The sequence below is a fragment of the Thalassobellus citreus genome, assembly GCF_044385915.1.
GTDB lineage: Bacteria > Bacteroidota > Bacteroidia > Flavobacteriales > Flavobacteriaceae > Thalassobellus > Thalassobellus citreus.
On record NZ_JBISCC010000129.1, the window covers coordinates 116,701 to 129,567 of the forward strand.

Sequence of the window (12,867 nt, forward strand, 5' to 3'; positions counted from 1 at the left end):
TGAGCTTATTAGTTAAGCGTAACTACTTTTAGCTTTTCTAAAGCTTTAACTAATGCTTCATTAGCTTCTCTAATTCCAATTGAAATTCTTACTTTTCCAATAGCTCCAAAATTATCTACAGGGCGAACTGCAATGCCTTCTTCTGCTAAAAAAGTAACAAACTCATTACTTGAAATAGGAGGAGTTATTAAATAAAAATTAGCTTGCGTGGGATAATATTTGATTCCGAGTTTATTAAATTCTGCTTCTAAATAGATTTTTTCCGTTTGAATTGTATCTACTGTTTGTTTAATAAATGAAGCATCCGTTAATGAAGCAATAGCACCTTCTAATGACAATTTTGTAATTAAAAAAGGCTTGCAAATTTGTCTTAAATATGCTGCAACTTCAATATTCATATACGAATATCCTACTCTTAACGAAGCTAAACCATAGGTTTTTGAAAAGCTGTTAATGGCTATTAAGTTTGGGTACTTTGTAATATAAGGTAAGGCTCTTACATAGTCTTCTGCATCAGCAAAATGCCAATATACTTCATCAAATACAACCAAAACATCAGTTGGTAATTGTTGCATTAAAGATTCAAATTCATCTTTTGAAATATGGGATCCAGTTGGGTTGTTAGGGCTTGTTAAAAATATGATTTTAGTTTTGCTAGTAACCGCATTAATAATATTATTAACGTCTAGTGCATAGTTTTCTTCATTTAGTGGCACATCAACAACTGTTGCTCCAGACCAGCTTGAAAACATTTTATAAGGCACAAAACAAGGCGTAGAAACAATAACTTCATCTCCTTCATTAATAAAAGCTCTAATGATTAAATCTATAAGTTCTGACCCGCTTGATGCGCAAATAAATTGATCTACATCTAATTGGTTGTTATACGATTTTACGAGCGCTTCTCTTAAACGAATATCTGTAGTGTCTGGATATAAGTGTAAATCGGTTAAACCATTTTTAACAGCTTCTAAGGCAAGAGGAGAAGCTCCAATTGGGTTTTCGTTTGAAGATAATTTATATGTTTTTTGATTGTCTTTTTTAGTAGAAATTCCTTTGCCTCCTTTATATCCATCTTTAACTGTTAAATGAGGTTTGAAAAGAGATTTTATGCTTTTTGAAATAGTTTCCATTTGTGAAATTATGTGTAAAAATTAATTTTGATTCCTAACAAATTTATATACAATCAATACTGGGTGTTATTTTTAACTATTTTTTATTTGGTATTTGGTTTATTTGTCTGTTTATCGTAGTTTTTATGTATTTTTATTCTTTTATGATAAATGTCATATTTGTTAAACAAAATATTATTCTGAATGAAGACGCGATTAGACAAAATAGATTTGAAAATATTAGAGATTTTACAAAACGATTGTAGAATTACAACTAAAAAATTGGCTGAACAATTAAACCTTTCTCCAACACCAGTTTTTGAAAGAATTAAGAAGTTAGAAAAGGAAGGCTTTATTGATAAGTATGTTGCTTTATTAAATGAACGAAAAATTGGTTTAAAGCAAACGATCTTTATTGGCGTTAAATTGAAAGGTCACACACGTAGTTACTTACAGAATTTTTTAAAACAAGTTAATAGTTTTGAGGAGGTTACAGAATGTTATCAGGTATCTGGAAATTTTGATTTTTTATTAAAAATTGTACTTGCCGATATTGATGCGTACGAAATATTTGTACAAACAAAGCTTTCGTTAATATCTGAACTTGGTAATGTGCATAGTTATATAGCTATTAAAAAGGGAAAGTGTACTACTAAATTAGATTTAAGTTCTCTTTAGGATTGGGATTAATATTACATGATATTTCATTTCTAACCGTTTTAATAGGTTAGAAATAAGAAGTATTGTCTTATGATATTGTTTCTCTATGAGATAGAATTGTTAAGTCTTTAAATGCGTGCATGAATTTTTTTAATTCATGTCCCGTTTTTTTATCAGAGATGTTACCTTCTTTATTAACTTTTCCTTTTATTCCTTGAATAAGTAGTGTGGTTTCATCCGTAAAATTTGTTTGAATAGTTTCCATAATTAGCTTCAATTCTTGGTGTCCTTTTTCTCCACTCGCTGAAGCTGTTATTAGCCCCGTTGGTTTATCAGAGAAAACAGTTGTAGATACACACCATTCAATCATATTTTTTAAACCACTTGGAATACTGAAAACGTATTCAGGCGTACAAATGATAATTCCGTCTGCATTTGCAATTTTATTCCGAAATTCAATAATTTTTTCGGGTACATTTTTATCTGTAAGTTCAGTTTTAAAATGAGGCAATTCGGTTAAATTATCTAATATTTCAATATTAAAATCGGCTTTTCCCAATTCAGCTAATTCTTTCAGAATAGCTAGGTTTCCAGAATTTTGACTGGCGCTACCGCAAATTCCAATGATGTTTTTCTTTTTAGTCATTAAATTTTTATTCGATCAATTTTTGAGCTTGAAAGTTACGGTTTTATAAAGCTATAGTTGATTGAAAATATCTTTGTTTTCTAAAATTTCTTTATCTGCTCCATGAAGCCCAACAAGGAACATTGCTTGCGCTAATTCAGTAGATTTTATGCTCGCATTTTTTCCGAGTAATTTAAGGATTGGGTACAATATTCTGAATATTTTATACATCATATTTGGTTCTTTTCTTGGTGTCACAGGATAAATATATCCAGGACGAAATGAATGAAATGTTAAACCCGTTTTTGCAATTCTATTTTCTGCCATTCCTTTATACCGAGCAAAAGCAGTTCTGCTTTTTTCGGTCCTATCTGCGCCAGCTCCACTTAAAAAACAAAGCGTCGCATTTGGGCTTTCATTTTTTAATGCTTCGGAAAAAGAAACAGCATAATTGACTGTGATTTTTTTGAATAAGTCATCAGCTACTTGACCTGTATAAGCACCTATACAGAAAAACGCTATATCTATATCTTGAAAAACAGTAGGCGACCCTGAAAAATCTTCAAAATTGGATACAATAATTTCCTTTATTTTATCATTTTTGTTTTCAGGAGATGGTTTGCGAACCAATGTTGTTATTTCGCTAATTTGGTTTGATTGCAAGCATTTTTCTAGTATCAATTTACCAATCATTCCTGTGCTTCCTGCGATAATAACTTTCATAGTGTTTCTTAGTTTTTTAGTTTAATACTGAGTGAAATTTACAATTTCCCTATTAATTGACAATACGCAAAATTGTGAATTTTGCGTATTTTAGAAATACATTGAAATTTATATGAATCTTTATTCTTTTAGAGCTTTTTTGGTTTCGGAGTTTTTTAGCTGAAATTAAAGGTGTCCTTTATCGTTTTAGAGGATAATAAATTTTTAATAGATTCTAATTTATCAGGACTTTGTAAAAAAGGATGCTCTTGAAATATTTTTTGATATTCAGATGTTACTAGGTTGCTATAAGTTTCCACTTTTTTATCAATTACTTTATTGATATAGGCAATTGTATTTTTTTGAAAATGTAAGTTTACAGGATCTACAAATCCCATTTTTATGAACCCTGCTGTTTTTCTTGCACAACGGCAAGGGTTGCTTTTATTAACAAGACCACATTTGTTATCCATAAAATTATATAATTGCTTTTTTGCTCTATGTAGTTTTACTCTAAAGTTTTCTTTTGAAATCTCCATGATTTCACTGCCTATAGCGTCTGTAAACTCGAACAATTCACCAATAATATAAATCATGCGTTGTTCTCGGTCTAGGCATAGCAACATACCTTTCATACAACTAATTTTTGCTTCCTTTACTAAGAGTTTATCTTCAACTTCATAAGAATAAATAGAAAGATTTTCGTTTGGTAATTGGTCTAATCCTTGCCCAAATTGTTCAAATGTTGGGGAGTTAGTTTCGTATTTACCACGTTTCATATTCAAAAAATGGTTTTTTACAATACGATATACCCATGTTTTAAAAGTACTTTTTTGTTTGAATGAATCTAACTTTGTTACAATTTTTATTAAAACCTCCTGAGTTAAATCTGCTGCTTCATCTTTGTCGCCTACAAAAGTTAAGGCAATATTATAAATCCAATCTTGATGTTTTTTAATTAGGTTTTCTAATGCGTTTTTATTCCCAGAAAGCGATTGTTCTATTAAAATTGAATCTGAAGTCTTAATGTCAAATAGTTCTTTATCCATTTCGTTTTTTTTATCTAACAATTTGCCTTTACTAAGAAAGACAAATTGTTGTTAGAATGAAATTATTTATTCATTAAAAATTGCCCGTGTGGGTTATCTAAAAGCATTAACCATTGTCCGTTTTCTTGTTTTCTTAAAACAGCAACCGATAATCCATTTTGTTTAATGTCTGTTCCGTCTGGTGCTTTTGCAGTCATTTTCCAAGGAGCAATATGTGTAGCAATATTTCCAGTAATGAACACTTCGTGTCCGCTATATGTGAAAACAGGATTTGCCTTAGACATTCCTGTAAACATGTTTTGCAAAATAGTTGTGTCAGATATTGGAGACTCAGGTTCAAATACTACTACTGCGTTGGGTTCATAACAAGCCATAACACCATCAATATCTTTGTTTTGAAAAGCTTTTGTCATTTTTGTAATGGTGTTTAATACATTTTGTTGTTCTTCAGTCATTTTTTTTGTGTTTTTTGTTTGAGCGTTAATGGTAATTGTGGTCATGAAAAATAATATGACCATTAATAATTTTGATTGTGTTTTGTAAATCATAAAGTTTGTTTTATTAATATATACTTGCTTTATAATTTAGACACGGCTCAATAATGACTGTTACAGTAAATGTGTTTTTTATTATAAAATATTTTTAGGATAAGCATTTGAGTAAAGTGCCGAATTATAATTGTTTATACTTTGTAGTTCGCCTGACGTTTATTTTATTTTTGTTCGTATAAATAGTGTGACGCAGCTTGTGATATCTTTTTTTGATTATGGCCTACATTTGGTATGATTTCAAGTTTCCAAATAGATTTGATTCCTGAATTCTCCGACAATTCCTCACTAAGGTTGTGAAATTTTTCACCTCTATTAAGTCGATTCGTTCCTTGTTTATCTGCTGTTTTAGATCTTAACATACGACCTCTTGTTTCAGAATCATTGTCTAACTCTCCAAGAAACAGTATTAATTTCTTTTTAAAAGATTTTTTTAGATCTCTTTTGTTAATTCCTAAGTTTTTTATTCCAAATGGGAAGTTTGTGTTATAATCTGGAAGTGTATAGGTTCCTGCATTTGATGCAAGTATTCTATTTGCTCTTGAATTTGGATATAACAATACAAATCGATGTAGTATTTGTCCGCCAGCAGAATGGCCGAACATGTCATATTTTCTTTGATTAGATTTTGTAGCCTTTTTTACTAGTTTAAAAACTCTATCGAAATCATTAAAAATCCAATTTTCTTTATTTAGGTTTACATTGAATTTTATAAGATCTTCATCAATGTGAATTTGATTTGTACCCTTTTTAAAGGAAACTCCTTTTGATAAATCTAAGTCTTTAACTACTCCTCCAAGATGATAATCTCCATAATTATAATCCTTTTCAGGAAATGATGGTGATATAATTAATACATTATATTTTTCAGATGCTTCAATCCAAGAATCTCTATAACTATCACCATTTCTACCAGCTCCAGGAACAACAATCAAAATTTTGGAACTTCGAGAAAATTTTACTGGTTTATGATAATAAATGGTAATTGAATCATTTTTATGGATACCACTTCCATTGATTTTAAAAAAACCAGAACCTTTATCTAATTCAATGCTCTGAGCAATTATAATTTTAGTTATAAAGAGTGTAATAATTAGTATAGAAAACTTATAATTCATGATTTTCATTTTGTTATTTGTTTTAAATGTTTGTTAGTTTTATTGGTCTTAAATGTATTTGGTTTCTTATTGTTAAATATTTAAGTTATTCTTTATTATTCCCCGTAAAAGTATCTGTATTTGGATTGATGGGGTTTCCCGAAGCTCTTCGGAATGATACTACTTGTCCAACATGATATAAAGCATCTGAAATTGGACCATTCATTACATGCCATAATGGTAAAGATAACTTAGCGTCTTCTTGTTGGATTAAAATTTCCAGTGATTTAATTTCTTCTTCAGTCATTTGAGAAATTAAAAGACTTGCTTCCTTTAGCTCATTTAAAGTTCGACTTCTAATCTGATTAAATTCTAGTTTTTCTTTATCAACTAGAGTGGTATTGTATTTTTGTTGAGAAACACGTAAAATGAAGCCTGAAATATCTAAAATATGTTCTAAGGTTTCAAGTAATGATCTCGATCCAATATTTATTCTATAATTAAGATCTGATTTTGTTAAAGATTCAGTTGCCCAATAATACCTATAACCAAGTCCGTCAATAAATCTTTTAATAATATTAACTTGAGTTAGTGATGTAGGATATGCTCCAATATCCTTGTAAGGAAGAGGAATTAAATTCATTTTTTTTACGTTTTAATTTAATTAGTTATTATTCCAAAACCCTGTTTATATTAGTTTTTTACATACCAATCAATGGCATTTTTATATAAAATTCTTTTTAGATCATTTTCCGAAAAATTATCATTTATCATTTTTAAATGTTCAACTGTAAAAGGTGTTTTTGCTCGTGTTGATGGTAAATCGGTACCAAACATTAATGAGTTTGGATTGATTGAATTAATTTTTTTCATGACGTTTATTGGATTAAAATCTAACCGTCCGAAACCCGTAGCTTTTATTTTTACACCTTTTTCTGCCCAATAATATAAACCGTCAACCCCTATTTTTGAAAGGCCTAAATGGTCAATTGAAAATTTAGGGATTTGTTTAAGTATGGTTTTTAGTTCTTTTAAATTTTTGCTATCAACATAAAGTTCTGTATGCCAGTTATATTTATCATATAATTTGTTAGATAATTCAACCAAATTTTCTAAACTTTCAGAACCTCCTCTTTTTAGATTGAATCTAACAGCACGTATGTTTGATTTATTTAATCGGTCTAATTCTTTGTGTTTCATTTCTATTGGAATATTTGCTACTCCGAAATAATTATCTCCAAATGTTTTTAGAGCATCTATTAAATATCCTTGATCAAATTTTTGAAATGAGCCAGAAACGATAGCTCCACCAACTATTCCAAAATCCTTGACTTGTTGTTGGTAATTTTTAGTAGTAAAATTAGGAGGCAAATAAGCATTGTTTTCTACTAAAGGAAACTTTGGATTGATGATGTGGAAATGAGCGTCAAATAATTTCATTCTTTATAAACTAAAATTTAGAAATGTGTTTTTTTTATTTGAATAGAGCTTCTTTTACTTTATTTAGAATATTGCTTTTTATACATTAATGCAAGCTCTTTTGTTAATAACAGAACCTCAGGTTTATCTTTTCTTAGCAGTACTGTCCAATTGTTAAAAACTTCCCAGTTATCATTAACGAATAGAGCTTTTCCGTATTCTTCAGTTAATTTTTTACGTATTCGGGTTTCCTCTCCTTTTCCAGTTAAAATCCAAACCATATTTAGTTTGCTGTTTTCAAATCGAGCCTCAAATTTTCTAGGGAAACCAGCATATTCAATACCAAAACAGTTAATCTGAGTTTTAGTAATAGAATCTGTTTCTTTTATTTTTTTGACTTCAATAAATTGACTATTACTTTTCAATAGAGGCATTAAATGGTCCATGTTTTTACCCATTTTAATAAAACTTGGAGTTTTTACAGATGGATTATATTTAATCTCTTGCCCTTTATAGCAGTTTAAATAGGGATTATTCCATGTAAATAAATTAGGATGTGCAGATTCAGGAGTTAGTAACCAAGCTAGATCTTTTTTAGCGTTTATAAATAATAAATCCGACTTATATATTTGATAGTCTAAATAGGTTTTGAATTCACTTTTTATGTTTGAAGTAAGTCCTTTAACTACATTGCCTTTAGCTTGGATATAACTTAACTTATCATCAGAAAAAGTAAAAACAACTTTATATATAGTTCCATTTTCAACCTTAACCATTGTGGCAATTAAGTGTTCTTCTTTATTTTTAGATAAAGGAAAACTAGGTGTTACTGTTTTGATTACTTTTATGTTATCAGATATGGCGTTTAGTTTTTTTTGTGTAGTTAATAATGATTCATCAAATTTAATACCATTAAAAATGCTACTTTTTTGAGCCTGAGAAAAAAAAGAGATAAATAAAAATATTGCTAAAAATGTAGTGTGATATGTTTTTTTCATGGTTATTTATTTTGTCTATGATATAAAGACGCTTATTTTTTTAATAATGGTTGCCTGACTCTTGGGGCATTTTATTGTAAAAGTTAGAGGTAATTAACCGTTGTTATATTCTAAAGGAAACATTGGTTAATGATATGGAAATGAGCGTCAAATAGATTTTGTCTTTTTACAATGCAAGATCAGAGAAATGTAAAATAAACCCGTTAAAATCTTGAATAACAAATTCTGTAGCTCCGTTATATTCAGTTACTCCTAAAGGTTTTATTACTTCAACTTTATCTTTTATTTGAAGATAATAGCCTTCAATGTTTTCAGTCTGAATCCATAAAGTTAATCCAACACCCATTTTTTGTTCTTTAAGTTGTGGAAACTCTTTTTGTAGAGATAATGTAGACTGAAACATTAGAGAGGCATTATCTTTTTTTATATAAGCCCATTCCGGATTTTCTTTTGGTGCTTTTTGAAGCACTGTAAATCCAATTGATTTATAGAAGGATAAAGTTAATTCAACATCATCAACCATCAAATTAGTATGAAGGGCTTTTAATTGTGTTAATTTACTGTTGTTCATTTCTAAAGGGGTTTAAAGCTGTCTTATTTTTCTTATAAAACTAAAAAGTGTTTAATTTTTTCTTGGATGTGGTTTGCCTTTTTCAACGTAATATTTAAATTCTTCTAAGAATACATTTCCCATGTTTCCCATTTGTATTTTCATTATTGGTTTCATTAAAGTACCTAAAAAACCACTAATATTCATATCCATTTCCATAGTTAGTTTAGATTTGTTGGTGTCTAACGCAGACAAGGACCAACTATTCGTTGCTTTTTTAATCATTTTTGGCAAACCTTCAATAATTTCATATTTGAGGGAATGTGTATCGTTAGAATAATTTAGTAGTTTTTCATTTAAATGCCCCATTTTTTTTACTTCACATTTTCTATTGGAACATGAAGCACCGCTAAAACTATCTCCGCTTCCTTCTGAGTGCTTTATTGCTGAAGCCCATTCATGAGCATTTGCAAAATTTTTGCCTAATACATTCCAACACTTTTCAATATTAGAATGTATTATGGTTTCTTTTTTTATTATCATTGATTTATGATTTTTTGTTTGCTTTAATTTTTCTTGGGTGAGGTTTCCCGTTTTCAACATAATATTTAAATTCTTCGGCTATTTGAGAAGATAATTTTGTCATTTTTCTTTTCATCATACCTCGCATCATCCATCCCATAAAGCCACCAGTTTTCATTTCAATTTTCATTTTTAATTTAGTTTTTCCATTTCCTAAATCAATTAATTGCCAATTGTTTGATGCATGTTTTACCATTTTAGGCATACCCTCTTTTACAACATATGAAAGTGAGTAATTGTTTGGAGAATAGGATAAAAGAGTTTCTTTTATTTCTCCCATTCCTTTTATTGCACAACCTCTAACTGTGGTATTAGAACCATTTAAGGATTCATTGTTTAATGCCTCAGAATGTTTAACTGAAGAAGCCCAAATTTGAGCATTTTGAAATTGTGGACCTAAAATTTCCCAAGCATCATCAATTGAGGCTTCAATAGTAATTTCATGGTTAATAATTGTTGGATCTTTTTCTTTTGCAGAAATACCTATACAGGTAAACATTGTTATTATTAAAGCTCCTGTTAATTTTAATTGTATCATTTTTTGTTATTTAATTATTAATGATGCAAATGTAATTTAGAGGTGTTTTTTTGAATGGCTAGTATGGCTCAACAACTAGTTGTTTTAGCTCAATCTTAATTATTACGATACTCTGTAGGTGTTTGATTCGTTATTTTTTTGAAGTTTCTATTAAATGCAGTTATAGATTCAAAGCCACAATCGTATGCAACCTCAACAATTCTTTTTTCTTTTATTTTTAGCAGTTGGGACGCTTTTTTAATTTTTTCTGTTACCAAATATTGTTTAGGGGTAGTATTATAAAATTCTTTAAACTTACGTTTAAACGAGGCTAAACTCATGTTGCAAAGAGTAGCTAATTCATTTAATGATAAATCAGAAAATTTATTTTTCTCTATTATTGATTTAAAATCATATTCATGGGGCTTGTAAAAAGAGGCTACAAAACTTATTACGCTAGGGGCATTTTCAGATTTAGAAAGTAAGATTATAAATTCTTTTAGTTTTGTGAGTAGATAAGTGTCATCAACCACATTGGGGTTTTCTAATAAATAACTAATATTGTCTTTAAAATCAGATAATAGTTTATCTATTACAACTTTTTTAGCATCATACTTAGTTGTGAAATCTGAAGATAATATATCTGTAGAAAAAATTTGTTTTAAAATTTCAGGATAAAAATATGCAGCTATTAACGTTATTTTTTCACTTGATTGCTTTTCAAAGAAATAATTTCCACACTTAGCAAATAATCCATCTCCATCTTTAATGTGAATTGTTTGTTCTGGTGTTCTTAGTATCATGTCGCCATTATTTACAAACATGAAACAAGCTTCATTTTTTTGAAAATATTTTTCAATTCTATCAAAGGCACCCATTACAATTTTACTAAAAACAGTTTTGTCTTGGTAAGTTAATTTTTTGTATTCAAATACTTTAGGTGTCATTTTTTTATTTTAAAATTAATACATACTAGTTAAAGAGAAAGAAACCTTTCAAAAAAAAGCACAACTTTTTTAAGTTGCACTTTTTAAAAAATGGTTTTGAATTAGTCTTGTTTTTGTTCTGGTAACTGCAAGTGCGTTATAAAGGATTCTTCTATAATAGGTTTTTTTCTCGTTCGGTATGCATTCGCATCTTTTTTAGAATCCCATTCAATTAAAATTGTTTGAGTAGGTTTTTTTCCATTATTTAAATCTTCATAACCTGTAATAGGTAAATTAAAAATAATATTGCCATTAAAGTTTTTTAAGTCTTCTTTTATTTGATTATCATTCCAAATGGTTTGTATTTCATATACTTTAGCCTCATGTAAAGTAATTTCAAAATCCATTTCTACGCTTACAATAACTTGTTTTAATTCATTCCATATTTTCTTTCTCATGGTTGTAAGTTCAGAATTTGGTAATTCCATAAGGAAAGCCTGAACGGCATCCATACTAGGCCAGCTATAAAGACCAACAAAATTATTAGGTTTGTAATTCCCCGCAACAACCTTGTCTATAGGTAATGAAGCTAAAGGTTTAAAACCGTTTTTTGAAGCTATAGGGAAAACTTTTTCAAAATAATCATTCATTAAGTTTTGTGCTCCTGGTTTTGTTATTGAAGAAATTATAAGAAATAATTCTCCTTTTTTTAATTTGAGTGTATGACTTTGGCTAGTCATTTTCATGGTTTCCATATTAGACTTTTTTTGATGATTAATAGTCATTTCGTTTTGAGATTGAATTGTTCCGAATGTAAGTGCAAATAGACCTATGCATAGCAACGTCTGTAAATGATTAGTTTTACTCATAATGTAGTTTTAAATTGTTTTGTCAATAGAGTTTTAAGCGTTTTTGTATTTCTTTTTAATAGTTTTAGGATCTGCATTTTTTTCGCCTGTTTCCATATAATGCTTATAGAATAATAATGCATCTTCATTACCTTTCCTAAGTTTTCCTTTTGCCATCCAAGTTAAAAACCACGGTTTCAACTTATATTCAGTTGTTACATAGATAACTGTTTTTCCTTCTTCATTTTGTTTGACACCAAATGTGTTAAAAAATGCCTTTGCAGGAAATTGTTCAGAAGAAGCGGTGTATTTGTAATAACTATTATTAACAAAATCAATTATTTTTTCATCTACAAAAATTTCTTTTTTTCCGTTTAGTATATAGCATTGACGTTCACAACCTAATGATCCTTCAACATTACTACCATTAATTGGTTTAGAACTTGCAATTGCACTATGGTAAGTACCAACATTACCATAGCTATTAATAACTTTCCAAGCCTCTTCGGGTGATACATTTACAATTTGTTCACTATGAATTGTAGCTAGTTTCATTTTCTTTTGAGCACTAGTTGTGTATACTGTAAATATGATTCCTGCTAGTGTTATAATGTGTTTTAAATTTTTCATTTTAAATGTAATTATGCTGATTTATATTGTTTTAAACTTTTTGGGTCTGTAATGTCATGTCCTTGCTCAAGATGTACTTTAAGTCCTTCTAAAAGAAGTTGAATGCCTTTTTTCATTTGAGATTTTATAACTAAAGTGTTTAATGTTTTACCTAATACTCCAAGTTTGGTTTCATACTCCATGTTAATTTTAACTCTAGTGTTTTTAGGGTTTAAACTTTTTAGATCAAGAACTGCATACATGTTTTTTACTGGAGGCGCATTTTTTATAGGCGTAATTTTTAAAGTAAAACCGTTGCCTTCATTCCATATAGTTGCTGTTTCTTCTACAACTCCTGTTGGTCTAAGCTCACATATTCTAGCAGCGCCAATACCTTCTTTAATGTTGCTTGAATAATATGATTTTGAAGTGTTTGGGTTAAATCTATTTATATCACCTAGATTAGCCATGACTTTCCAAACCTTTTCTTTTGGAGATTGAATATCTAATTCCTTAAAAAATGTTGTCATTTTATTTGTCTTTTATTTAATTTCAAGACAAACGTAATGTGGTTATTTTTATGAATTAAATTAATGGTAGGAATGGAACCCCTGCAAGAATAATT

At 29.0% G+C, this 12,867-nt stretch carries 17 protein-coding genes; 1 reads left to right on the plus strand and 16 read right to left on the minus strand.

The annotated features are described in order from the left end of the window. Nucleotides 1–8: 8 nt before the first annotated feature. Nucleotides 9–1,133, minus strand: coding sequence for a histidinol-phosphate transaminase (gene hisC, locus ACH5TX_RS16510; RefSeq protein WP_439340594.1), 1,125 nt, complete (start codon nucleotides 1,131–1,133; stop codon nucleotides 9–11). Between the two features lie 183 nt (nucleotides 1,134–1,316). On the opposite strand from hisC, the gene ACH5TX_RS16515 reads away from it, so the two are divergent. Beyond that, nucleotides 1,317–1,790 (plus strand): Lrp/AsnC family transcriptional regulator, encoded by a 474-nt coding sequence (locus tag ACH5TX_RS16515; RefSeq protein ID WP_439340595.1) that lies wholly within the window; start codon nucleotides 1,317–1,319, stop codon nucleotides 1,788–1,790. Nucleotides 1,791–1,860: 70 nt separating this feature from the next. Here ACH5TX_RS16515 and ACH5TX_RS16520 read toward each other — a convergent pair whose 3' ends face one another. The 15 genes from ACH5TX_RS16520 to ACH5TX_RS16590 all read right to left on the minus strand — a co-directional run bounded on the left by ACH5TX_RS16520 (nucleotide 1,861) and on the right by ACH5TX_RS16590 (nucleotide 12,772). Then, a complete protein-coding gene (locus ACH5TX_RS16520) occupies nucleotides 1,861–2,418 on the minus strand; it encodes an NADPH-dependent FMN reductase (protein ID WP_439340596.1) in 558 nt (185 codons plus the stop codon). A 51-nt stretch (nucleotides 2,419–2,469) separates the two neighbouring features. Further along, complete coding sequence (locus ACH5TX_RS16525) at nucleotides 2,470–3,120, minus strand: NAD(P)H-binding protein (RefSeq protein WP_439340597.1); 651 nt, start codon at nucleotides 3,118–3,120, stop codon at nucleotides 2,470–2,472. Nucleotides 3,121–3,275: 155 nt separating this feature from the next. Continuing rightward, nucleotides 3,276–4,148: an RNA polymerase sigma factor gene (locus ACH5TX_RS16530; RefSeq protein ID WP_439340598.1), complete on the minus strand. Its 873-nt coding sequence runs from the start codon at nucleotides 4,146–4,148 to the stop codon at nucleotides 3,276–3,278. A gap of 62 nt (nucleotides 4,149–4,210) precedes the next feature. Beyond that, a complete protein-coding gene (locus ACH5TX_RS16535) occupies nucleotides 4,211–4,696 on the minus strand; it encodes a YybH family protein (protein ID WP_439340599.1) in 486 nt (161 codons plus the stop codon). A gap of 164 nt (nucleotides 4,697–4,860) precedes the next feature. After that, nucleotides 4,861–5,823 (minus strand): hypothetical protein, encoded by a 963-nt coding sequence (locus ACH5TX_RS16540; RefSeq protein WP_439340600.1) that lies wholly within the window; start codon nucleotides 5,821–5,823, stop codon nucleotides 4,861–4,863. Between the two features lie 76 nt (nucleotides 5,824–5,899). Further along, nucleotides 5,900–6,436, minus strand: a complete 537-nt coding sequence (locus tag ACH5TX_RS16545) for a DinB family protein (protein ID WP_439340601.1) — start codon at nucleotides 6,434–6,436, stop codon at nucleotides 5,900–5,902. A 50-nt stretch (nucleotides 6,437–6,486) separates the two neighbouring features. After that, complete coding sequence (locus ACH5TX_RS16550; RefSeq protein WP_439340602.1) at nucleotides 6,487–7,233, minus strand: amidohydrolase family protein; 747 nt, start codon at nucleotides 7,231–7,233, stop codon at nucleotides 6,487–6,489. A 59-nt stretch (nucleotides 7,234–7,292) separates the two neighbouring features. Further along, complete coding sequence (locus ACH5TX_RS16555; RefSeq protein ID WP_439340603.1) at nucleotides 7,293–8,210, minus strand: hypothetical protein; 918 nt, start codon at nucleotides 8,208–8,210, stop codon at nucleotides 7,293–7,295. Between the two features lie 166 nt (nucleotides 8,211–8,376). Further along, nucleotides 8,377–8,781 carry a VOC family protein gene (locus tag ACH5TX_RS16560; protein ID WP_439340604.1) on the minus strand — a complete coding sequence of 135 codons (405 nt, stop codon included), beginning with the start codon at nucleotides 8,779–8,781 and terminating at the stop codon, nucleotides 8,377–8,379. 51 nt (nucleotides 8,782–8,832) lie between these two features. After that, on the minus strand, nucleotides 8,833–9,303 hold the full coding sequence (locus ACH5TX_RS16565; RefSeq protein WP_439340605.1) for an SRPBCC family protein: 471 nt from the start codon (nucleotides 9,301–9,303) through the stop codon (nucleotides 8,833–8,835). Nucleotides 9,304–9,307: 4 nt separating this feature from the next. Further along, entirely contained in the window at nucleotides 9,308–9,880 is a 573-nt protein-coding gene (locus ACH5TX_RS16570) for an SRPBCC family protein (RefSeq protein WP_439340606.1), read from the minus strand. Nucleotides 9,881–9,975: 95 nt separating this feature from the next. Further along, complete coding sequence (locus tag ACH5TX_RS16575; RefSeq protein WP_439340607.1) at nucleotides 9,976–10,806, minus strand: helix-turn-helix domain-containing protein; 831 nt, start codon at nucleotides 10,804–10,806, stop codon at nucleotides 9,976–9,978. A gap of 101 nt (nucleotides 10,807–10,907) precedes the next feature. Beyond that, nucleotides 10,908–11,654, minus strand: a complete 747-nt coding sequence (locus tag ACH5TX_RS16580) for a hypothetical protein (protein WP_439340608.1) — start codon at nucleotides 11,652–11,654, stop codon at nucleotides 10,908–10,910. 33 nt (nucleotides 11,655–11,687) lie between these two features. Then, on the minus strand, nucleotides 11,688–12,263 hold the full coding sequence (locus tag ACH5TX_RS16585; RefSeq protein WP_439340609.1) for an SRPBCC family protein: 576 nt from the start codon (nucleotides 12,261–12,263) through the stop codon (nucleotides 11,688–11,690). A gap of 11 nt (nucleotides 12,264–12,274) precedes the next feature. After that, complete coding sequence (locus ACH5TX_RS16590; protein WP_439340610.1) at nucleotides 12,275–12,772, minus strand: SRPBCC family protein; 498 nt, start codon at nucleotides 12,770–12,772, stop codon at nucleotides 12,275–12,277. Nucleotides 12,773–12,867: the final 95 nt, after the last annotated feature.